This is a genomic window from Ramlibacter sp. (assembly GCF_035655895.1).
Classification (GTDB): Bacteria; Pseudomonadota; Gammaproteobacteria; order Burkholderiales; family Burkholderiaceae_C; genus Ramlibacter.
Genome location: NZ_DASRTN010000014.1, coordinates 119,214 through 142,994 on the forward strand (window position 1 = coordinate 119,214; position 23,781 = coordinate 142,994).

11 protein-coding genes and 1 pseudogene are annotated in these 23,781 nt (G+C 70.6%); 5 read left to right on the forward strand and 7 right to left on the reverse strand.

The window, feature by feature from the left end:
* Positions 1-9: 9 nt before the first annotated feature.
* Positions 10-1,266 carry an efflux RND transporter periplasmic adaptor subunit gene (locus VFE82_RS17530; protein ID WP_325001624.1) on the reverse strand — a complete coding sequence of 419 codons (1,257 nt, stop codon included), beginning with the start codon at positions 1,264-1,266 and terminating at the stop codon, positions 10-12.
* A gap of 244 nt (positions 1,267-1,510) precedes the next feature.
* Here VFE82_RS17530 and VFE82_RS17535 point away from each other — a divergent pair, with 244 nt between their 5' ends.
* Together VFE82_RS17535 and VFE82_RS17540 are read left to right on the forward strand one after the other, a co-directional pair.
* A complete protein-coding gene (locus VFE82_RS17535) occupies positions 1,511-1,909 on the forward strand; it encodes a response regulator (protein ID WP_325001625.1) in 399 nt (132 codons plus the stop codon).
* A gap of 4 nt (positions 1,910-1,913) precedes the next feature.
* A complete protein-coding gene (locus VFE82_RS17540) occupies positions 1,914-2,327 on the forward strand; it encodes a hypothetical protein (protein ID WP_325001626.1) in 414 nt (137 codons plus the stop codon).
* On the opposite strand, the gene VFE82_RS17545 is transcribed toward VFE82_RS17540, so the two are convergent.
* Positions 2,324-2,698: a hypothetical protein gene (locus VFE82_RS17545; RefSeq protein ID WP_325001627.1), complete on the reverse strand. Its 375-nt coding sequence runs from the start codon at positions 2,696-2,698 to the stop codon at positions 2,324-2,326. The genes VFE82_RS17540 and VFE82_RS17545 overlap by 4 nt on opposite strands.
* 292 nt (positions 2,699-2,990) lie before the next feature.
* On the opposite strand from VFE82_RS17545, the gene epsC reads away from it, so the two are divergent.
* Positions 2,991-3,911 carry a serine O-acetyltransferase EpsC gene (gene epsC, locus VFE82_RS17550; protein WP_325001628.1) on the forward strand — a complete coding sequence of 307 codons (921 nt, stop codon included), beginning with the start codon at positions 2,991-2,993 and terminating at the stop codon, positions 3,909-3,911.
* A gap of 12 nt (positions 3,912-3,923) precedes the next feature.
* On the opposite strand, the gene VFE82_RS17555 is transcribed toward epsC, so the two are convergent.
* From VFE82_RS17555 to VFE82_RS17575, 5 genes and pseudogenes are all read right to left on the reverse strand, one after another.
* Positions 3,924-4,961, reverse strand: a complete 1,038-nt coding sequence (locus tag VFE82_RS17555; protein WP_325001629.1) for a hypothetical protein — start codon at positions 4,959-4,961, stop codon at positions 3,924-3,926.
* Positions 4,962-5,163: 202 nt separating this feature from the next.
* Positions 5,164-6,702 (reverse strand): flavin-containing monooxygenase, encoded by a 1,539-nt coding sequence (locus VFE82_RS17560; RefSeq protein WP_414708783.1) that lies wholly within the window; start codon positions 6,700-6,702, stop codon positions 5,164-5,166.
* Positions 6,703-6,768: 66 nt separating this feature from the next.
* A pseudogene (locus VFE82_RS17565) lies at positions 6,769-7,692 on the reverse strand (alpha/beta hydrolase); the annotation flags it as partial.
* Complete coding sequence (locus tag VFE82_RS17570; RefSeq protein WP_325001630.1) at positions 7,595-8,443, reverse strand: SDR family NAD(P)-dependent oxidoreductase; 849 nt, start codon at positions 8,441-8,443, stop codon at positions 7,595-7,597. The pseudogene VFE82_RS17565 and the gene VFE82_RS17570, both read right to left, overlap by 98 nt.
* Positions 8,444-8,619: 176 nt before the next feature.
* Complete coding sequence (locus tag VFE82_RS17575) at positions 8,620-9,177, reverse strand: hypothetical protein (RefSeq protein WP_325001631.1); 558 nt, start codon at positions 9,175-9,177, stop codon at positions 8,620-8,622.
* 169 nt (positions 9,178-9,346) lie between these two features.
* Here VFE82_RS17575 and VFE82_RS17580 point away from each other — a divergent pair, with 169 nt between their 5' ends.
* Complete coding sequence (locus VFE82_RS17580; protein WP_325001632.1) at positions 9,347-23,326, forward strand: LysM peptidoglycan-binding domain-containing protein; 13,980 nt, start codon at positions 9,347-9,349, stop codon at positions 23,324-23,326.
* Positions 23,323-23,682 carry a hypothetical protein gene (locus VFE82_RS17585; RefSeq protein WP_325001633.1) on the forward strand — a complete coding sequence of 120 codons (360 nt, stop codon included), beginning with the start codon at positions 23,323-23,325 and terminating at the stop codon, positions 23,680-23,682. Before VFE82_RS17580 ends, VFE82_RS17585 begins: the two co-directional genes overlap by 4 nt.
* Positions 23,683-23,781 lie beyond the last annotated feature (99 nt).

Genomic DNA, 23,781 nt, shown 5'->3' on the forward strand with positions numbered 1-23,781 from the left:
CCGGCCTCGTCAGGAACGCTGGGCGGAGGAGGCAGCGCGCGGAGCGGAGGCGCCGGCACCGGGCGCGGAAGCGGGCGCTGAAGCGCCTGCGGCCGCGGCAGGCGCGGTGCCGGCGGCGGTCCAGGGCACCGGCTTGACGGGGGCGCCCGGCCGGATCTTCTGGAAGCCGTCGACCACCACCTGTTCGCCGGCCTTCAGGCCCTCCAAGATGATCCAGCGGCCGTTCTGCGCCGTGCCGACCTTCACCGGACGCGGCGAGACCTGGCCGTCCGCGCCCACGACCATGACGCTGTCGCCCTGGCCGGACCGCGTGACCGCCTGCTGCGGCACCTGGATGACGTTGGTGGCGCGGGCCTGCTCCAGCCGCACGCGCACGTACATGCCGGGCAGCAGCAGGCCGGTGCCGTTGGGCACTTCCGCGCGCAGCTGCACCTGGCCGCTGGCGGGATCGACCTGGAGGTCGGAGAACAGCAGGCGGCCGGCCTGCGGGTACTCGCTGCCGTCCTCCAGCAGCACGCGCACCTGCGTGCCCTCGCCGGAGCGCTTGAGGCGGCCCTGCTCGAGGGCGCGGCGCAGGTTGAGCACCTCGGTCGAAGACTGCGTGATGTTGACGTACAGCGGATTGATCTGCTGCACCAGCGCGAGCGGGGTGGCCTCCCCTTGCCCGACCAGCGCGCCCTCGGTCACCAGCGCGCGCCCGATGCGGCCGGAGATCGGCGACGTGACCAGCGAGTAGTTCAGGTTGATCTGGGCGGTCTGCACCGACGCCCGGCCGGCCGCGACCTCGGCCTCGGCCGCCTTCTGGGCGGCGACGGCGTTCGCATATTCCTGCTTGCTGATGGCATTGGCCTCGACCAGCGGCTTGTAGCGCTCGGCCAGCGCGGTGGCCTGCCCGAGGTTGGCCTGGGCGCGCGCCAGCGTGGCCTGCGCGCTGGCGGAGGCGGCCTGCAGTTGCGCGGGGTCGATGCGGAACAGCGGCTGGCCGGCCTTGACATCGCTGCCTTCGCGGAACAGCCGCTCCTGGACGATGCCGGCAGCGCGCGCCCGCACCTGCGCCACGCGCGACGCTTCCAGGCGGCCGGGCAGCTCGGTCACCAGGCCGACGTCGCCCACCGAGACGGTCACCACACCCACTTCCGGCGGCGGCATGCCACCACCGGGCGGCGCGCCCGCGGCGGGATCGGCCTGCTTGCCGCAGGCGGCGAGCAGGACGGCGGCGAGCAGGAGGAAGAGACGGAGGGGCTGGGGCGAGCGCTGTTCGGCCATCGGGTGCCAGTGGGGCAAAAGCGGGGCAGTATACGGACGTTGGTTGCTGTTCACGGGCGCGGGGATTTGCCGCAACGTGGCCGTGACGGCTGCAGCAGGTGCAAGGCGCATGCCACAATCGCCGCGCGTCCGGCGCCCCCGGGCGATGGCCCTGCCGCATGACCGAATCCGCCTGCTCCGCACCCGCCTGCACCCGGCCCGCCTGGCGCGCTGGCGGGCGGGCTGCTGCCCAGGAGCCCTGCACGTGAGCGCGCGCCCACTGCAGCGCGTGCTCCTGGTGGAGGACGACGCGGACATCCGCACCATTGCAGCGCTCGCCCTCGAGACCGTGGGCGGGCTGACCTTGCAGGCCTGTGCGTCCGGCGCGGAGGCGCTGGCGTGTGCACCTGCCTTCGGGGCCGACCTGCTGCTGCTGGACGTGATGATGCCCGGCATGGATGGGCCGACGACGCTGGCGCGGCTGCGCGAGCTGCCCGCGACGGCCACCACCCCCGTGGTCTTCATGACCGCCAAGGTGCAGGGCAGCGAGATCGCCCACTACCGCAGCCTGGGCGCCGTCGGCGTGATCACCAAGCCCTTCGATCCGATGAGCCTGGCCAACGAAGTCCAGGTGCTCTGGCAGCAGGCGCACGGAAGCCGCTGAACCGATGGACGCACCGGCCCGCTTCGAACTCGAACGCACGGCTGGCTATGCCATTGCACGGGTGTGCGGGCCGGCCCGTGCCGAGGACTACGCCGCGGCGATCCGCGCGCTGGCGCGCTACACGCGCGAGCAGCAGCTGCGCCACGCGCTGGCCGACTGCCTCGGGGTCACGCTCAAGCTCGGCTTTTCCGACCACTACGCCATCGGCCGCCACATCGCCGACGAGCTGCACCATCTCGACCGCATGGTGACGGTGCTGCCCGAGCCCATGATCACCCGGGCCAGCGAGAAGGTCGCAGCCGGCGCGGGGCTGCAGCTGCGCGTGATGAGCGATCTGGCCGCCGCAGTGGCCTTCCTCGAGGAGGGCCTGCGCGCGCCGGCCGCGGCCGGCCAGGCGGGCGGGCCGGTGCAGGGCTAGCGCGGGCCCTGCGACTGCCAGCGGCTGTAGGCCTCGTCCATGCGCTGCTGGCGCGTGGAATCGGCGCCCGCCGCGGTGGACGATGCGCCTGCGGAGCCGCCGCGGCGGCCCGAGGCGCCCATCGTCCCGGTCCCGCCCTGCGTCGTGCTGTCCTGCGCCTGCTGGTCGCGGCCATCGGCACGGTTCAGGGCGTTGCGCGTCTTCTCGCCGATGCGTTTGGCACCGCGCTTGGCCTTGTCCACGACCGTGCCACCGGTGCCCGGGCCGGCGGCCGGGCTTTGGCCCGTGGACGATGCGTTCCCGGTCTGGGCGGAGGCGGCGGCGACGCCGAGACCGAGCGAGCAGGCGAGGAGGATGCTGGCGATCTTCATGGGGTGTCCTTGGTCCTGGGAGGGTTGGCGCGCATCTGACGCCGCCGGCGGCCGCGCCGGTGTCGGACGGTGCAGCATCCCGCTGTCTGCGGCTGGCCCGGCGCGGCGTGGGCCGCCCCGCGTGCGACCGGTGTCGGCGGTGTCGGCCGTGTCGGCCGCTCGGCTCCGGGGCCGGTTCGCGGGCCGCCCCGGGCAGGCGCGACGCCACGCGTGGCAACCGCCTGCCTCGGGGCGGCCGCGGTCGTTCTGCGGTAAGGTCGGAGCCCGTCCACGACTCGCCCGCGCACCTGCCATGAGCCCAGCCTTCGATGTCGCCGAGGTCGTCCGCGGCCTGCACGCCGCCCGCGACGAATGGCGTGCCGCACGCAACCGCACCGGCGAGGCGCGCGGCCGCGAACTGCCTTCGCCGCAGGCCGTCGAGGCACTGGTCGAGCAGCTCAAGGGCGCGCTGTTCCCGATGCGGCTGGGCCCCGCCGACCTGCGCAGCGACACCGAGGATTTCTACGTCGGCCACACGCTCGACACCGCCCTGCGTTCGCTGCAATGCCAGGCGATGCTGGAGTTGCGGCATGCCGCCCGCGAGGCGCCGCCGCCCGACGACGAGCTGCGCGCACGCGCGGGCGCGCTGGTGCGCGACTTCTCGCTGTCGCTGCCGGCGGTGCGCCGGCTGCTCGACACCGACGTGCTCGCGGCGTGGCATGGCGATCCGGCGGCGCGCAGCGTCGACGAGGTGCTGCTGTGCTATCCGGGCGTGCTCGCCATGATCCACCACCGCCTGGCGCACCGGCTGTACGAGCTCGGGCTCCCGCTGCTGGCGCGCATCGTGGCCGAGATCGCCCACAGCCGCACCGGCATCGACATCCATCCGGGCGCGCGGATCGGCGCCGGCTTCTTCATCGACCACGGCACTGGTGTCGTGATCGGCGAGACCGCGGTCATCGGCGAGCGCGTGCGGCTCTACCAGAACGTCACGCTGGGCGCCAAGCGGTTCCCGGTGGGCGAGGACGGCCATCTCACCAAGGGCCTGCCGCGGCACCCGGTGGTCGAGGACGACGTGGTGATCTACGCCGGGGCCACGGTGCTTGGCCGGGTCACGCTGGGCAAGGGGGCCGTGATCGGCGGCAACGTGTGGCTGACCCAGGACGTGCCGGCCGGCGACACCGTGGTGCAGGCGCTGGCCAGCCAGCTGGGCGACGGCAAGGCCGCCCGCTGAGGCGCCCGGGCCTCAGGCCTGCCCGCTGTCGGGCGCCTGGCTGGCGCGGAACGAGTCGGTGTACAGCGGCACGGTGTGCATCCGGCCGGTGGTCTCGCCAGGGGCCGGCACCAGGTCGGCCAGGGGCGTGACCGAGGGCCCGTGCTCCTCGCGCGGCACCGACGCCGGATGCGCCGCCTTCGAGGGTGTGCTGGTGATCGCCGAGGCGAAGTACAGGCAGGTCAGGTCCTTCTCCAGCTGCTCGTCGGCGACACCGGTGCGCTCCGCCAGTGCCTCGAAGGTCGCGGCGCGCGTGGCGAGCATGTGCAGCAGCGCGAGCTGCGTGTCGGTGAGCCAGTTCGCCGGCACGCGCGGCGCGCCGCGGTAGTAGATCAGGCGGTGCATGTACGACGGCGGCAGCAGGCCCACGTCCGTGTGCAGCACGTAGGTCCAGGAGAGCTGGTTGACCGGCACCACCTCGAACATGGGCGGCATCGTGTCGCTGGTGACCGGCAGGCGGTCCCAGGCGGCACCGGCCAGCTCGTGCGGCTGCAGGTCCGGCGACAGGCCGGCGACGCCCTTGCGGAAGTTCATTGCGGCCAGCAGGCGGCCGTCGCGGCTGACGTGGTAGATGCCGTGCCGCAGCTTGGCGCCGCGGCGGATGATGTCGCGCGCCAGGGCCAGCCGCGCCCGCAGCGGCCGCAGCTGTTGTTCCAGCACGACGATCGCGGCGATGGTGCTGGCGCGATCGTCGAGGTCGAAGGACAGCGAGACGCCCACGCTGAGCGGCAGCGGGCGCGCCATGGCGAGCGGCTTGGCGACGTCCAGCAGGCTCAGGCGGGTGATGCGCTGGGTCGGGATGGCGGGATGGATGTTGATGGTGGCGCCCGGCACGACCTGCACCTTGGCGCCATGGATGATCCAGGCATCGGCGTCGCCGAAGGCGCTGAACTGCCAGCGGACGTGGCCGTCGCGTGCCTGCAGGATGTCCGCGAGACGCGAACGCTGGTCGGCATCGAAGCCGGCCAGGCCCAGCCAGAGGATCGGTTGTTCTCGCGTGCCGTCAGCCATTGCTCTCGTTGGATTGCACCCTGCCACATGCGCACGGAAGGGCCCGTGCCTTCCCATCATGGCAAACCCGGCGGACTTCGCGCAAGAAGGACCGACCCTTTGTCCGACCGTCGGGTGGCGGGTCAGCGCGGTGTCAGGATCTTCCCGTTCCCTCGGGGCGGCGTGGTGACGTGTGTGCGTGTGTGCGTGTGTGCGTGTGCAGTCATCCACCCCGTGCGGCGGCGGGCAGGCGCCCCGGGGCCGGCGAGGCGCCCGGCCGGTGCTCGAAGCGCAGCACGCCGTCGTCGATGCGCGAGAAGCGCAGTGTGAGCAGGTCCAGCAGGTAGTTCTGGTACAGCCGCCAGGGTTTGCGGTCGCCCTGCTTGGGCAGGCGCGCGGCGGCGCGCTGGACGTAGCCCGAGGAGAAGTCGATGAACGGCTGCTCGGCCACCGAGGAATCGCGCTGTGGCGTCGCCGACGTGTAGCCGTGCCGGTCCAGGTGCGCGAGCAGCCGCCCGACGTAGCGGGCCGTGAGGTCCGCCTTCAGCGTCCACGAGGCGTTGGTGTAGCCGAAGGTCGAGGCCAGGTTGGGCACGCCGCTGAACATCATGCCCTTGTAGACGAGCGACCTGGACAGGTCGCACGGGCGGCCGTCGACCGACACCGCCACGTCGCCCAGCACGTTGAGCGTCAGCCCGGTGGCGGTGACCACGATGTCGGCTGGCAGCTCCTGCCCCGAGGCCAGGCGGATCCCGGTGGCGGTGAAGCGCTCGATCCGGTCGGTCACCACCGATGCCTTGCCCTCGCGGATGGAGCGGAACAGGTCGCCATCCGGCACCAGGCACAGGCGCTGGTCCCACGGCCTGTACGCTGGCGTGAAGTGGCGCAGGTCGTGGCCCGGCGGCAACTGCTGGCCCGCCAGGGCCACCAGACGTCGGCCGATCGCGTCGGGCCAGCGACGCGCCAGCCGGAAGAACAGCTGCTGCAGCAGCACGTTCTTGGCGCGCACGAGCCGGTACGCGAGCATCGGCGGCAGCAGGCGCTTGAGCCGTTCGGCCACGGCGTCGACGCCCGGGCGCGACACCACGTAGGTCGGCGAGCGCTGCAGCATGGTGACGTGGGCTGCCGTCCGGGCCATCGCGGGCACCAGCGTCATCGCGGTGGCGCCGCTGCCGATCACGACCACCCGCCGGCCGGCGTGGTCGAGCGACTCCGGCCAGAACTGCGGATGCACGATGCGGCCGCCGAACCCGGCCTCGCCCGGGAACTCGGGCCGGTGCCCCTGCGCGTAGCTGTAGTAGCCGCTGCACATCCAGAGGAAGCGGCAGGCCACTTGCGTCCGCTCGCCCGTGCCGACGCGCTCGATCTCCAGCAGCCAGCGTTGCTCCGCGCTCGACCAGTCGGCCCGCACCAGCCGCTGCCCGAACCGGATCTGCCGGTCGATGCCGCGCTCGGCAGCGGCCTCGCGCACGTACGCGCGGATCGACGGGCCGTCGGCGATCGCCTTGGCGGCGCGCCAGGGCTTGAACTCGTAGCCGAGCGTGTACATGTCCGAATCCGAACGGATGCCCGGATAGCGGAACAGATCCCAGGTGCCGCCGATCGCGTCGCGCGCCTCCAGGATGGCGTAGCGCCGCTCGGGGAAGCGGGCCTGCAGGTGGGCGGCGGCGCCGATGCCCGAGAGCCCGGCGCCCACGATCACCACGTCGAGCTGTTCCGGTGCGCCACCTGGCACCGCGGCGCGGGCCACGGCCTCGTGCAGGAAGCGCGCGGCGGCGCGCACCGACGCGCGTGCCTCGGGCAATCGCCACACCAGTTGCCACACGTGCGAGACCACAGGCCAGACGCGCAGGTCCACCGGCACGCCGGCGGCGCGCGCCTTGTCGGCCAGCCGAACGCTGTCGTCGCGCAACGCCTCGTCCTGGCCCACGTGGACCAGCAACGGCGGCAGGCCGCGCAGGTCGCCGAGCAGCGGCGATGCATGCGGATGGGCGGCGTCGGCGCCGGCCAGGTAGGCGTCGGCCAGATGGTGCAGGCCGTCGCCGCGGAACATCGCGTCGCGCCCGGCGTTCTCGTGCAGCGACGCGCTGCCGCCGGTCAGGTCGGTGGCCGGCGAGAACAGGGCGGCGGCGGCCGGCAGCGGCTCGCCCGCATCGCGCAGCCGCAGCATCAGCACCAGCGCGAGGTTGCCACCGGCGCTGTCGCCCGCCACCACCAGCCGGTGGGCACCGCCGCGCGCCTGCTGCTCCGCCCACAGCGCGCGCCACACGGCCAGCGTGTCGTCGGGGGCGGCGGGCCAGGGATGCTCGGGTGCCAGCCGGTAGTCGGGCACGAACACCCGCAGGCCCTGCCGCGCCAGCGCGGCCGTCAGCGGGCGGTGGGTGCGCGGCGAGCAGCCGACGAAGCCGCCGCCGTGCAGGTAGAGCAGGGTGGCCCGGGTGTCGCCCTGCTCGGGCTCGACCCATTCTCCGGCCACGCCACCGACGCTCGCGGGGGTGTAGCGAACGCCAGCCGGTGGCGGCAGCGGCGTGGCGAAGGCGGCGCGCACCCGCGCGATGTCGCTCAGGTCGCCCAGCGCCGGCCGCACGCGGCGGCGCACCAGGAACGTGGCCACACGGGCCTGCCAACTGGCCATCTCTCGTCTCCTCGGAATGTCAGGTCGCGGCGCGGGCCCGGCGCGCGATGTCGCGCGCCGCCAGGGCCCAGTACCGCACGGGGAACAGCCGCTGCAGCAGCGCCGCCTGGCGCGCATCGCGCCCGACCAGCACGCGCGGCGCGCGGCGGGCGATCGCCTGCGCGATGGTGCGGGCCGCCACTTCGGGCGGCAGCGTCAGCAGCTGCTGCCAGCGCTGGCGTTCGCGGGCCACCAGGTCGGCCGGGGCATCGGCCGGCAGCCGGGCACGGTCGCCGATGGCGGTGCGCACGCCGCCGGGGTGGACCAGCGTCACCCCCACCGGGGACTCGGCCGCCTCCAGTTCGTGGCGCAGCGATTCGGAGAAGCCGCGCACCGCGAACTTGCTCGCGCAGTAGGCGGTCTGCCCGGGCGGCGCGATGATCCCGAAGATGCTGGAGACGTTCACCACCTGGGCGGCCTCCTCGCGGGCCAGCACCGGCAGGAAGGCGCGGGTGAGGCGCACGACGGCGCCGAAGTTCACCTCCATCAGCCACTCGAAGTCCTCGGCGGCGACCTGGTCGAAGGGGCCGCCGAGCGCCACCCCGGCGTTGTTGACCAGCACGGTCACCCGGCGGTGCACCGCCAGCACCCGGCCGGGCAGGGCGGCCACGGCGCGGCGGTCGGCGACGTCCAGCGGGTGCGTGCTGACCAGGATGCCGGCCGCACGCACCTTCTCGGCGGCGGCCTGGAGGTCGGCCGCCCGGACGTCGACCAGGGCCAGGTGCATGCCGCGCCCGGCCAGCTCCCGCGCCAGCGCCGCGCCGATGCCGCTGGCCGCGCCCGTGACGACGGCCACGCCGCCGCTCAACTGCCAATTCGTCCGACCCATGGCTGGCTCCTCCGAAAGGAGTAGCACTATAGGCTGTGGTCTGGGCCGCGACTGTCGCGTCGGTGCGGGAGGCGAACGGTCTGTGCGCTGCGCATCCTGGCGCTCTCGGCATCACCCCGCCCGGGGCCACGGTGCCGAGCCACTGCTCGCCGGTCTCGACCCGCGTGTCCTTTCGTTCACTGGAGGCGTCGGGTCGAACCGTTGACCAGGTACACCGCCATCGGGTCGGCGGCGTGGGGCTGCGCCTGGCGGTCGCGCAGCCGCTCCACCGTCTGGATGATCTTGGCGATGTCCGCGGACAGCGCCGGATTGCCCGGGCTCAGGCCCAGCCCGTGGCGCAGGTGCTGCAACGCCTGGGCAATCCCGCCGGTGGAGAGTGCGCGGAACCCGCGCACGAAGTGCCCGAGCGGATCGTCTGCCGGCAGGTCGAGGAGGGGCTCCCACGTCGCGAGGGCCACGGCGGAACGTTCGCAGCTGAACTGCAGCAGTCCCAGCTGGTAGCGCGCCAGGTGGAACGCCGGCGCCAGCGACACCGCCTGTGCGAAAGCGTGTTCGGCGCCCATCAGGTCGCCACGGCCGGCCAGCTCGGCCCCGATCAGGAAGTGCGGGATGCCCGATGCGGGATCGATCCCGGCCGCACACGTGAAGCAGGCGATGGCGTGGTCCGCGTCGAGGTCGGCACTCGCGGCCATTCCCCTCGCGATGAGTTCCTCGAAGCGCGTGTCGTGGGACATGGCGGGCTCCTGTGCGTGCCGGCTGGCGGTTGTCGCTCCCATACATCCACCCGATCGGCCGCGGGTTTAGCCGCTAAACCGCGCTGCTGCCGCGCGGATGTATTCGGCAGGGCCCGGCGGGAGCGATGACGCCATCCGCCGCGTGGCCCAGCGACACGCGAGGCACTCCATGGTGGCGATCGTCAGCGGCAACAGCCTGGGCCTGGACCTCACGTCCCGCACCGTTCTGGCGCACCTCGGCCCGTCTGCCGACACCTGGCGGGGTGCCAGCGGCGAGCGGCTGTCCGTGAACGTGGCCAACGGCAACCTGGTGGTGCAGGACACCGATGAAACCGTCATCGGCCGGGGCCCGGACGCCGTCGCCCTCAGGACCTACAACAGCCAGGGGCTGCTGGACGACGACAACGGCGACAACTGGATCAATGGCCTGGTGCTGCAACCACTGCGGCTGACCGGGGGCCTGGGCATGCCGGGAAGTTCGATGTCCCGCACGGGGCGCGATGGCTCGGTGGCCCATTTCGCGTGGAATGCCGTCCGTGATGCCTACGTCACCTCGGACGGCGAGGGTGCGCACGACAGCATCCGGCTCGTCGGATCGGGAGAGCGGCTCGAATGGCAGGACGGCAGCACGGGTGCCGTCGAGCAGTACGACGCCCACGGCGCGTTCCTCCTGCGCTGCAGCCGGGATCCCGGTGGCAGCGCCCTGAGCTATGCCTACGACGCGTCGCAGAGGCTGGCCTCCGTCGCCACTGCGGGCGGCGACACCGTGTTCTATCTCTACGAGGGCTCCAACCTGGCCGAGATCCGCACCGTCGCCTCCGACGGCTCCGGCACCACCCGCGTCCGCTACGCCTACGACGCGGCCAACCGCCTGGTCCTGGTGACGGTCGACCTCTCGCCGCAGGACGACAGCATCGAGGACGGACGGGTCTACCGGACGCAATATGCCTACGACGGCACGAGCCGGCGGCTCAGCTCCGTCACCCAGAGCGACGGCACCAGCCACACCTTCACCTATGTGCAGGTCGGCGACAGCCACCGCGTCGCCTCGGTGCGCGACGGGGCGGGGCACACGACCACCTTCACCTACCAGTTGGCGGCCGGCGCCCCAGGTCGCACGACCGTGACCGACGCGCTGGGCCAGGTCACCCGCTACGAGTCCGACGCCGCCGGCAGGCTCGTCCAGATCCTGGCACCTGCGGTCCGCGGCGTCTCGGCGAGCACCCGGTTTGCCTACGACAGCGATGGCAACGTGGTGAGCGTCACCGACGGCGAGGGCCGGACGACCACCTTCGGCTACGACGATCGGGGCAACCAGGTCGCCAGCCGCGATGGCGCGGGCAACACCATTGCCCGCTCGTTCGACGACCGCAACCAGCTCCTGACCGAGACCCGCTTCGTCGTGCCCGACCCGGATGTCAGCGGCCCCGCGAATCCGGCCGAGCCGCTGACGGCGCGCTGGGTCTATGGCGGCGGTGCCGGGCATCTGCTGCGCTTCTCGATCTCGGCCGCGGGCTGCGTCACCGAGTTCCGCTACAACGCGTTGGGCGAGCAGGTCACCAGCATCACCCATGCGCTCGCCCGCTTCCCGGTCGAGACGCTGGGCTTCTCGGCGGCCCCGACGGAAGCCGAGCTGGTCGCATGGTGCGCGACCCTCGACCCGGCGGCGACGCAGCGCACCGACTTCTCCTACGACGGGCGCGGGCAGCTGCACCTGGTGAGACGCTATGCCCGCGTCCTCCCGGATGGCAGCGGCGTCGCGGACGGCACCGAATCGACCGAACGCTTCGTCTACAGCGCCTCCGGGTGGCTGCTGCAGACGATCGACGCCGCAGGGTCGGGCACGAGCACGACCTACGACGGACTCGGCAGGCCCATGTCCACGATCGACGCTCTCGGGCAGGTGACGACGATCTGGTACGACGATGCAGGCGGCCGGACCGTGGTGGCCCTCCCGGGCGGCCTGGTCAAGACCAGCTGCCGCGATGCAGCAGGCCGGCTGGTCGCGGACATCGACTCGAGCCCGTCCGCGGAGGTGCTCGGCGAGACGCGGTACTTCCACGACGCGGCCGACCGGCTGGTGATGACCCTTGGACCGACCGGCGTGCGGCACTGGAGGGTGTATGACGCCGGCGGAACGCTGGCGGCCGAGATCGACGGCAATGGCAGCGTGACGGAACACGGCCACGATCGATCAGGGCTGGCCACCTTCACGACGACCTATGCCAACGCGGTGGATCCGGCCACCTTGGTCGATGGGGACGGGCAACCACGCTCCGACCTGACGATCGACGGAATCCGTCCGCTGCGGTCGCCCGCCGATTTCACCCTCTGGCGCAGCTACGACGGCGCTGGCCGGCTCCAGCGCACCGCGCAGACCGTCGGCCTCGCCCAGGACGTCGCAGTGACCGAATGGCGCTACGACGGAGCCTCGCGCGTGGTGGCGCAGATCCAGTACGCCAACCTGCTTCATGTCGCCGGCGGCGCCGACATGATGACGATCGACCGTCCTGCTCCTTCCACGCTTGACCGCGTGACGAGGAACTTCCACGACGCGCAAGGGCGCCTGCTGGGCACTCTCGACCCCGAGGGCTTCCTCACCACCTACCAGTACACGCCTGCGGGCCACCGCTGGCTGCGCGTTGCGCATGCCCAGGCGACCGATCCTTCGCTGCGTGCGACTGCCAGCCTGGCCGAGCTCATGCCACCGGTCGGCGATGCCGACCAGCGCACCGTGTGGTTGCATGACGGAAAAGGGCAGGTCATCGCCGAAGTGGACGCCGAGGGCTTCCTCACCGAGCGCGTGTTCGACGCCGCAGGGCGTGTGGCCCGTTCGGTGCGCTACGCCATCCCCGCGATCGGCGTGCCGGGGCCCGGCAGCCATGTGGCCGACCTCCGTCCGGGGAGTTCGGCGGCCGATCGCGTGACCCTGCGTTCATGGGATGCCCTCGGCCGCCTGGCCGAAGAGACAGATGCTGCGGGAACGGTCACCCGCTACCGGTTCGACGCGGCGGGACGCGTCACCTCGACCGTCAGTGCCGCCGGAACCTCGGAGCAGCGAACGGTGGTCGCTGCGTACGACCTGCAAGGCCGGCTCGTCGGCGAACTGTCCGCGCAAGGCTCAGCGCTGCTCACCGGGGGGCAGACCGCGGAGGAGGTCGACGCGGTCTGGGCAGGCCATGGCATCCGGCATACCTATGACGCCGCGGGCCTGCGGACCTCCAGCACCGATCCATCCGGGAGCCGGACGCTGTTCTTCTACGACGAGGATGGTGCCCTCACGCACACCATCAATGCGCCGGGCGAGGTGCAGGAGACGCGGCGCGACAGCTTCGGTCGCGTGGTCGAGCAGGTCGTCTACGGCGCCAGGATCTCCATGACCGGGCTCAGCGGCGGCCTGGCCGGACCGGCGCTGCGGGCGGCCCTGGCCGCCGTGGCCGACGCCGCCGTGGACGCGAGAACCGGGACAAGCTACACCCGCGACTCCCGCATCGCACAGACGCGCGATGCATTGGGCTTCACGACCGGGTTCGCCTACGACGCATTCGGCCAGGAGATCCTGCGTCAGTCCGACCTCGGTGGCGGCCTGTCGCTCGGGAGGACGCGCGCCTACGACCGCCGCGGGCTGCTCGTCGTCGAGACCCATGCGGGCGCTGGTGTGGCGGCCGTCACATCCACCATTCACGACGCGTTCGGCCGCACGGTCCGCACGATCGATGCGAACGGCCATGTCCACCAACAGGCCTGGGACCGGCTGGGCCGGATGGTGGTCACCGAAGATCCGACGGGTGGCAAACGCACCACCAGCTACGACGCATTCGACCAGGTGCTGTCGCAGCGCGACGCCTCGGGTCATGTCACGACCTATGCCTATGACACCGCGGCAAGAACGCTGACCGTCACGACCCCGGAAGGCATCGTCACGACCACCGAGTCGGGCCGTCATGGCCAGGTGCTGCGGATCACCGACGGCGCCGGACGCAGCACGAGCTTCACCTACGACCCCGATGGGCGACTGCTGCAGACCACGACCCCGCTCACGACGGAAACGCGGATCCTCGACGGCGCCGGTCGCGTCCTGGAAACGACCGACGCCAACGGCAACCGCGTCCGTTACAGCTACGACGCCGCGCAACGGGTCGTGTCGCGAACCGTCGATCCCGGGGGCCTGGATCTCGTCACCCGCTACGGCTACGACACCTCGGGCCGGCAAGTCCTGGTCGTGGACCCGACGGGCGTGCACACCGCCATCGAGTACGACCGGAAAGGCCAGCTGCTGCGGCAGACCGTCGATCCGGGCGGGCTCCGGCTGCAGACGGCGTACGCCTACGACGGCCAGGGACGGATGCTCACGGTCACGACCCCCGAGGGGACGGTGACGCGCTCCACCTATGACGCGCTCGGTCGCCGCGTCATGGAGCAGGTCGATCCGTCCGGATTGAACCTCACACGCCGCTGGTCGTACGACCAGGCCGGCAACGTGACCGGGAGCATCGACGCGAACGGGCAGCGCACCCGGTTTGCCTACGATGCCGCCAACCGGCTGGTCTTCGAAGTGGATCCGCTCGGCCATGTGCGCCAGACGACCTATGACACGGCCGGCCACGTCTCCCGTGTGGCCAGGTATGCCACGCCGGTCGCGCTGGACGGGCTGGCCGAGGCGCCGGACGTCGCATCCCTCGAGGCACGGCTGATCAGCCAGCCAGCCCAGGACGAGGTGGAGCATCGCGTCTACGACGCCGACGGCCGCCTGACCTGGACGATCGACGGCACCGGGGGCGCGGTGCGCATGGTCCGCGACGCCACCGGCAATGTGGTGGAGCAGCGCGCCTACGCGCGTCGCGTCGCACTGACCGGCTGGGAACCGGGCACGCCGCCTCCGGTGGCGCCGGACGCGATGCACGACGCCCGGACCTCGACCGTCTACGACGCGCTGGGCCGGGCGATCTACACGGTGGACGGGGTGGGCGCCGTGGTCTCCCGCCGCTACGACGGCAACGGCAATCTGCTGAGCCAGACGTCCTATGCACGGGCGGTCGACCCTGGTGTGGGGCGCACGGCCGACGCCATCGAGGAGGCACTGCGGGAGGTGGCCGCTCCGTCGCGCGATGCGAGCGTGCGTTCCCTGTTCGACGCTGCCAATCGGCCCGTCTGGTCGGTGGACGGTACCGGTGCCGTCACGCAGTTCGTGTACGACCGCGCTGGCAACGTGGTGCGCACGGTGAAGTACGCGAATGCGATCGCCGCCCAGGCTGCCCCGGCGTCCGTGGCGCCCTCGTCGCTCGACCGCGTCCACTCCATGGCCTACGACACGGCGAACCGGCTGGCGTTCGAGGTGGACGCGGTGGGCGCGGCGACCGAATGGACGCATGACGCGGGCGGCAACGTGGTTCGCCGGATCGCCTTCGCAGAGGCGATCGCGCCATCGCGGATCGCCGCCCTGGCCGGCGACGCCGCCGCGGTCCGCGCCGCCCTGGTTCCGGATGCGTCCAGGGACCGGGTCGTGCGGTTCGCCTATGACGCGGCGGGGCGCCAGGTCTTCGCCGTGGACGCGGAAGGGGCCGTCACGCAGACCCGCCATGACGGCGTCGGCCATCCGACCGAGGTGACGTCGCACGCGAACCTGCTCGCGGCGGTTGCGCCGTCCGTGGTCCTGTCGGTGTCCCAGCTGGCCGCGATGCTCGTGCCGGATGCGGCGGCCGATCGCGTGACGCGGCAGGCCTATGACGCAGCAGGCCGGCTCGTTTTCGAAGTCGACCCGCTCGGGGCGGTCGAGGGCCGTGGCTACGACGGAGCCGGGCGCCTGCAAAGGGTCACCCGCTTCCACCATGTGATCGGCACGGCGACGGGTGCGTCCGCGTCCGCCATCGCGCGCGCGGTGCAGCCATCCGCCCAGGATCGCGTCGAGACGTTCAGCTACAACGCGGCCGGGCAGCGCCTCGCGGCCAGGGACGCCCTGAACGGCACCTCGAGCTGGAGCTACGACGCCATCGGCAGGACGCTGAGCCACGCCAATGCGCTCGGCGCGGTCTGGACGTACGAGCACGACCAGGCCGGCCGCGTGCTGGCGGAGGTGTCGCCGCAGGTCGCCGTGACATCCGTTGTCGGCGCAGGCCCCGGCGGGGTGGTCCTGGGCCCCACGGAGCAGGCCGCGGTCGTGACGCTGTTCTCCTACGACGCGCTCGGCCAGCTGGTCGCGCGCACCGAAGCGTCGGGTCGGCTGGAGCAGCGGACCACGCGCTACGAGTTCGACGCGCTGGGCCGGCAGGTGCGGGTGGTCCACCCGCCGGTGGGCGTCTATGCGGCCGCGGCCGACACGCCGGCGGCCAACGGGGCCGCTGGCGCGGCCCAGCGGGTGGAGAGCCTCCGCGCACTGGACTCCTTCACCGTGTACGACACGCTGGGCAATGCAGTCGCGAACCGGGATGTCGGCGGGGCAGTGAGCCAGCATGTCCACGACCGCGCGGGACGCGTTCTCTTCGAGATCGACGCGATCGGCCAGGTGACCGGCTACGTCCGGAATGCGTTCGGCGAGGTTGTCCGGCTGGTCCGGTATGCGGGCAGGACCGCGCTGGCACCGCTGCTGCTGGACACGGGTGCACGGACGGTCAGCCGCGAGCAGGTCGAGGCAGCGCTGGCTGCGGCGCCAACCGAGCGCCTGCAGGATCGCGCCATCGTCACCACGTACGACCGGGCAGGACGCGCCACGGAGGTGGTGGAGCCCACCGCCTACGTGGTCGAGACCAGCGCCACGGGAGGCAGGCAGACCGGGCAGGCGGGCAGGACGACCCGGACGCAATACGACGCCTTCGGGCAGGCGGTCCAGGTGCGGAGCCTGCGGAACGCAGCCACCGGCAACTGGTCGGTGACGACCCGCTACTACGACCGGGCGGGACGCGAGACGGCCACGGTCGATGCGCTCGGCTATCTCACGCTGCGGACGTTCAATGCCGACGGGCAGCTGATCGAAGTCATCGAGTGCGCGACCGCGATGGCCCAGGGCGGCTGGGGCCTGGGCGGGTTCACGGTGCCGACAGGCGATGCGGCCCGGGACCGGATCGTCCAGTCCAGCTACGACCTGCTCGGGCGGAAGATTGCCGACGTCCGACTGAACGTCGAGTTCAGCAACGCCTCCGATGGGACCAGCACCCGTGGGCAGCTGGTGACCAGCTACGGCTACGACGCCCTGGGCAACCAGACCAGTGTCACCGCCGCCGATGGCGCCACCACCTTCACCCGGTACGACAAGCTCGGGCGGGTCGACAGCATCGCCGGTCCGCTGCGGCCCGGCCCCGCCCCCGGAACCCAGATCGCCCCCCTCGTGAGCTTCCGGCGCGACGCGTACGGCAATGTCGTCGCCCGCACCGAGCATGCGTCCGGTGCCCTGGACCCTGCCGCCAGCTCCCACATGCCTGCCGCCAGCTCGCCGGCTGACCGGCTCACCCTCACGGCCTATGACACGTTCGGCCGTGCCATGCAGACGGTGGACGCGAACGGCTCGGGCGAATTCCTGTCCTATGACGCCCAGGGCCACGCGGCCAAGCGCTGGCAGGGCGTGACCGGCAACGACGGGGTGACCCGGACGCGTTTCGAAGTCAACGTCTACGACCTCCTGGGCCAGCTCGTGCAGACGAGGACGCCGGCACCAACGACGTCGCTGCGCCATGGCCTGACCTATGGCTACACGCCGGGCTACAGCGACGAGTCGCGCAGCGAGGACGGATTCTTGCAACTGGACTGGTCCGGGCTGATCGAACCGGGTGGCGGCGCCGTGCGCGTCCAGGTGGACTACATGGACTGGGTCGGGGCGCCGCCGCTGGTCCGGGAGTTCGGTGCCGCTTCCGCTGCGGCCGGTGTGCGCTTGGCGTCCGGCCCGGGCCGCGACTGGATCAGCGCGTTCCACATCTCGCAGTGGGACGGCTCGGCGTGGGTGGTCCGGTGGTCGGGCAGCCCTGCCCAGGCCACGGGCTCATCCATCGCGGACGCCGGGCAGGCCGAGGCAGGGTGGGTCTCCGAAGACCGCGAATACAACGCATTCGGCGAGATGACACGGCATGGCGTGCAAGGCGGCCGGCAGGAGTACTTCGACTACGACGGGGGGGGGAGGCTGTGGCGCACCAATGCCGGCGACGGAATCGATCGCATCCAGCTGTACGACGTCCAGGGCCATGTGGCCGCCGAGATCCGCAGCGCCGGCTCCGCCCGCGGCGACGCCAACCTGCGGGGCTTCCTGAGTGCGCAGGCCGCCGATGCGAACCCGTCGCTCCAACGGGTCGATTTCACCTATGACGCGCTGGGCCGCATCACCCGCCAGCAGTTGCCGGAGCGGCTCGAGATGCAGGGCGGCATCTCCGTCCAGCGGTCCTTCGTGAGCGCCACCGTCGTCCAGAGCGCTGCGCCCAGCTACTACGAAGGCGGCACCGTGCAGGTGCCTCCCGCGGTCGCCATGAACCGGGTGCATCTCGGCTGGAACAGCCTGGCCGGTCTGGGCTCGGGGGACGTGAAGGTGTCCATCGAGTACCTCACCGCCGTCATCGCAGACCAGGTCACGGACGAGAGCGGAACCCCACGCGGGACGACCTACCACGGCGGCGTCCTGCGCACCCGCACGATGGCCGCCGTGGCCGGGGATGCCGCTGCTTCGGGCGTGGACTTCGAATGGCCGGAACCGTGGGAGGGCATGGATTGGGGAGTCAGCGCCGTCACGCGGGTCGTCGTCTCCAAGAAGGACGCGTACGGCAACTGGGTGGTGGTGATCGACCAGATGCCGGGGTACGGCCGCAACGCCATCGAGGTGGCCATGCCACCGGACCCGGCGGCCAGCGTGCGACTCGAAATGCGAGCGGCCGGGACTGCCGGTGACGCGGGCTGGTGGACGGCCGGGCTGGTCGCCTTCGGCAACAGCGGCCGCTTCGACGCGGGCGGGCTGGCGCCAGGCAGCTACCAGTACCGCGTGTCGGTGCTCGCACCCGGGCAGTCCGTGCGGACGATCGGGGCCGGCACGATGGACCTGACGGCCGCGCCGCTCAACACCATTCCGGCCGCCATCCAGTACGGTCCCGATGGAGCTGGCATGCTGGCCTGGCAGGCTCCGGGGGCGGCCATGCAGCAGGCGCTGCGCTTCCGGCCGGCCGGCAGCACGGGCGCATGGTCGAGCCTGCCGATCGCACCCGGCACCGATGGCCTGCGCAGTCGCGCGGACACCAGCGGCTTGCCGCCAGGCGCATACCAGTTTGAGTTGCTCTGGACCGCGGTCGATGCCGGGATTCCCGTGGCGCATGCCACGGGCACCTTCACCGTGCTGGCGGCCGTCCCCAGCGCCTGGGTTCCGCCTGCCAACCTCCCCCACATCGGGGGTGTCTCCACCGGGACCCTCATGGCCGGCGCCATCTTCGTCGCGGACGAAAGTGGGAACGGGTCCTGGCAAGGCGGCTCGCCGGTGCCGGCCCTGGTCTGGCGGGCCGCCGACGCCACGCTCGCACGGTACCGCGTGCCCGGGGGCGCCTGGCACGCCCTGGCCATCGACAACCGGGACCAGGCGGCCGACGAATCGGGCGCGCCCGCCGGTTTCCAGAAGGTCTCCCTGGCGTCGCTGCCCCCCGGAACCTACGAGTTCCAGGTGCTGTCCGGCGCACCCGCCCAGGCCACCGCCGTCGTGACCATCCACGCCGCCCCGAGCGGCTTCTGGAACACGGTCACCGAACAGGTCCGCGTCGTGCAGCCGGTCGTCATCGGCTACGCGCCCATCTACGAAACGCGCTACGCGACGCAATGGATCTCCTATTCGGCCTGGGTCCCCGAACCCCCGTACATCGTCGGGTACGACGAAGGCGGCTACCCGGTCTATGCGTACCCCGGACACTGGGAGTTGCGCTGGTATCCGCAGACCTATGCCTACCAGGTGGAGGTCGGACAGCAGCCCGTCTATGCCACGGATGAGAGCGGGAACATCGTCTACCAGGTGGTTTACGTGGCCCAGCAACGGCAGGTCTGGGTGCAGCCCGCGACGCCGGCACCGACCGTCACCGTCACGACGCCTCCGTATGTCCCGGGCTACTGGACCGCGCCGGTACCCGTGCGCTACGCCGTCGCGACCGATCCCTCGCCAGGGTCCCTCGCGCTCAGCACGTCCGATGGCGGGGTCCTGACGCAGTCGGCCAGCTTGAGCATCGGCGACCGATGGTTGCGGCCAGTGGTGGACCAGAAGGTCGATCGCTGGGGAAACATCGTCGAGGTCACCGATCCGCGATCGGCGGAGTGGAAGACCCGGTACGAGTACAACGCGTCGAACCAGCGGATCCGGGAGATCCGCCCCGACGCGGCGGGCGCGACCGGGGCGGGCAGCCCGACGACCGACACGTTCTACGACAAGCTGGGCCGCCAGGTGGCCGTGAAGGATGCGAACGGGCATGTCAACGGCAGCGTCTTCGACGCGGGCGGCAACCTCGTCGAGGAAAGGCATGCCGATGGCGGCGTGGTCCGCCACGGGTACGACGCGTTCGGCGAGCGCGTGCGCACCGAGGATGCCGCCGGCAAGCTCACCCGGTTCACCTACGACCGCATGGGGCGCCTGCTTGCCAGCGAGCGCGCAGCGGTCGCCGTCTACCGGGCCAACGGCAGCAACCAGACCGAGTGGGTGGCCACCCGCACCCTCGTGGACGCCTGGACCTACGACCAGCTGGGTCGGAAGCTGAGCCAGACGAACGGCAACGGGGAGACGGTGCGCTATGCGTACGACCTGCGCGGCAACGTGATCGAATCACGCCAGCCTCTCGGCCAGACCGTGCGCGCCGCGTTCGATGCGCAGGGCCGCAAGGTGGCCGAGGTCGATGCGAACGGCATGGCCAGCACCTGGAGCTACGACTTCTTCGGCCGGCTGACCACGCACACCGACCTCGGCGGCACGCGCTACAGCTACGCCTACGACAACGCGTGGCAGCTGGTCAGCCAGACCAGCACCGCTGGACAGGCGCTCACCTTCGGCTACGACGCTGCGGGCCAGCAGACCTCGATCACCGACTGGGCGACGGGCAAGGTCAGCACCTACCTGTACGACCTGGGCGGTCGACGCATCCGCGAGCGCGTCGTGCAGGGCGGAATTGCCTACCAGGACAACCACCTCGCCTATGACGCTGCGGGCAACCTGCGTGACGTCGCCGACGGACGTGTCCACCTCACGATGGAGTACGACAAGGTCGGCAACCGCAAGCGCGTCATGTCCACCGTGAACTACCAGGGCGTCGCCGGCGAGGCCACGGCGTCGAGCGACCGCCACTTCCTCTATGACGCGATGGACCGCCAGGTGGTCGTGGACGCAGTCGACGCAGCGGGCAACATCGGGCGCCAGGGACACCTGATCACCTACGACACCAGCGGCAACCGCACCAGCGATGTCCACTGGACGGACCGGGTCGCCACGGAGACCAGCGACCCGGCCATCATCGGCTTCAACGCGTTCGGCGTGGCCCTGTACCGCACGACATCCCGGTTCGTCCGGTCCGAGGGCCTGAGCACGGAGACCTACCAGTACGACGCGCTCGATCGTCTCCAGAGCGTGATCCGGGACGGCGTGCAGATCGACATGCGGCTGTACGACGGCGCAGGCCGCGTCGTGCAATCCGGCTCGCCGGGCAACCTTCCGACGCCGTATGCCGACATCATCAACGCCGGTCTCCCGCCCGGTGAGATGAACGGCAACGAGACCCGCACCCAGCGCTACGACGGCAACGGTCGGCTGCTGCACCAGAAGGTCCTGGGAAGCGACGGCGTTGCCAAGGTGGACATCAGCTGGGATCCCGACGACCGGATCCCGTACGCGATCGGCTGGGTGGGTGGCGGCGCGGGGTACGACGCGGCAGGCAACGTGCTTGGCTACCTGGTCCACAAGCAGGAGGGACAGCGGTCCATCAACCGCTACTCGACGCAGCTGCGCCGAGGCGAGGGTTACCAGGTCGGCACGACCTCCATGACCTCGACTGCCTTCAACCCCGCGAGCACCGCCGAGCATTACGACGCCAATGGCATGCTGGTCGGGGTCACCGATTCCATCCAGCCCGGCAACAACCGCACCTTTGTCAACGACGCCGGCGGGAGGGCGCTGTGGGTGAACCAGGGCGGCCGGGTGCAACGGCAGCTGGTGGTCGGTGGCGAGGTGATGGGCGTGTATGGCGTCGGCGTGGACCGGTCCAGTCCCGCGTCAGGGGCCCTGGCGAATCCGAACTTCGCGGATCTGGTCGATTTCGACTTCGGCTATGCGCCGGTCACGGCCGCCTACCCCGCAGCAGCGCCCGGCGCGTACACGGTCCAGGCCGGCGACACGTTGCAGGCCATCGCCCGCTCGGCCTATGGTGACAGCAAGTTGTGGTTCCGCATCGCGGATGCCAACGGATTGCGCACCAGCAGCGACATCAGGGCCGGCCAGACCCTGAACATCCCGAACCGGGTGGGCACCAGCAGCAACGACGCCACCACGTTCAAGCCGTACGATCCCGCGCGCATCCTCGGCGACATGGCTCCGGCGATGGCCATGCCGTCCCATGGCGATGACTGTGGCGGTGTCGGCAAGCTGCTGATGGTGGTGGTGGCCGTGGCGGTGACGGTCTACACCGGTGCGCCAGGTGGCGCTGTGAACAGCTTCTGGGCCTCGGCCCTGAACGCACCGGTCAGTGCCGGCAGCGTTGCCGTCGCCACTGCAGCCACGGCTGCCGCGGCGGGCTCGATTGCCGGCCAGGTGGCGGGGCTTGCGACGGGCAGCATCAATTCCTTCGACTGGCGAGGTGTCGGCTTGTCGGCCTTGAGCGGAGGCATCACGCAGGGGCTCCCTCCCCTGCAGTTCGCAGGAAGTCCCGTGGCGGGTGTCGCACTGCGGGCCGGGGTGGCGAATGCGATGACGCAAGGCATCGGCGTGGTGACCGGACTGCAGCGCCGCTTCGACTGGCGCGGTGTCGCAGCCACCGTCGTCGGCAGCGCGGTCGGAGAGTTCCTGGGACAGCAGACTGGCCTGTCCGCCGGCGCCACGCCACCCTCAGGGATGACCCCTGCCCAGTATCTCCTGACCAGTGCTGCGAAAGCCTTCGCCGCCGGCCTGGTGACCGCCGCTGCGCGCGGCGGGCGCGTCGCGGTGCAGCAGGTGGCGGTGGATGCGTTTGGGAATGCGCTGGGACAAGCGATGGAGGGCAGCAACAACGGAACTCCACACTTGCCTTTTGATGACCGAGGTGAGAGTCTTGCCGTAGAGCCAGCGACGCTCCTACCCGATCCAACGATCAACGAGCAGGCAACAGCTGAGGCTCATCGAGCGAAGATTTATCCGCCCGTGGAGCTCGACGATTCGATTGCTTCAGAAAGCGATACGACTCCTAGCGGCGAGTGGCAGTCAAATAGCCAAACTGAACCTGGCTTTCTCAAGGTTTGGGGTTCGAGGCAGTCGATCGGCCGCATCTGGGAAATCCATCAAGTTGCTGGCGCCCGCATCGTCAGGCAGGAATTGAGCAAACTCTCATTCGAAGAGCAAATCAGGTCTGGCTTCTATGGTCGGGAGGACTTGTTGATTGACGCCGTCAATCAAGCGCATCTGTCTATTGACGCACCCGTGTACCAGACGCCGGAATGGTCGTTTATGCACGCAATGAGCGGACCTCAAGATGCAGCATCCGATGCTAGACGCGGTTTGCCACTCGGCACCACCTCGAGCGAGAAGGCTAATGCATATGTCCGGTTCAAGTTCGACCGAGCACTAGAGGCAGCTGCCCAAGGCCTCTATGACGCGGCATTCACACACCTAGGCTATGCGATTCACACGCTGCAAGACTCGACATCTCCCCAGCACCACGGTTTTCAGTTGTGGGATCCCATCCAGCCGAGACCTACACCGAATTGGGGGTGGGCCCAACCACTGGCTGACTTCGGAAGCTCGGTTATCAACATGCCAGGTGCCCTTGCCAACTTCCTAGAGGGGGCCGCCCATGGTGCTCAAGAGGTGTTCAATGTTTCGGACCGCAGTAATTTTGCGCGAGCCACCCGCGATGCGATACTGTGGTTCGTGGCCCGCAAGGTTCCTGAGGGCGATCTCTTTGCGCGCTACGGCGCTGATTTCAAGAAGAGCGCCACACCACTTCCATTTGCGCCCTTGATAGGTTTGTCAAGATGAACACAGAACGGCAAGCACTCCAGATGGTCGTCGGCATGGCACTGACCTCTCCGGTACATGCGCACGGCTTCGGCGCTGCCGAAATCGGGTTTGCTGCAGAACTCGTCGCCTTTTTTGCACTGGCTTCTGCAGTTTTCATCTCTGAGAAGAACCGTGTGCGAGCGATTTTTCTTGTCGGAGTGCTGACAGGAGCAACGCTGTTAATCTGGATCATTGCATTCGGACTGCTGGGATCTATTCGGGGTGTGGTCCCATCCGACGGAGATATCCCTCTAACGCTTCTCGTAGGTTTGGTTGGCGCAGCCCCCGTTTTGGTGTTGGTGCGGAGGTCGCCTTTCATAGGAAAGCGGGACTAGCTTTCGCGGCCTCAGAGCGAGCGTTCTCGAGCTGCGAGTAGGACAGTCTTCTTGCTAGACGAGTGAATGGCAATGCGCGTTTCTGACTTGAGCTTCCCG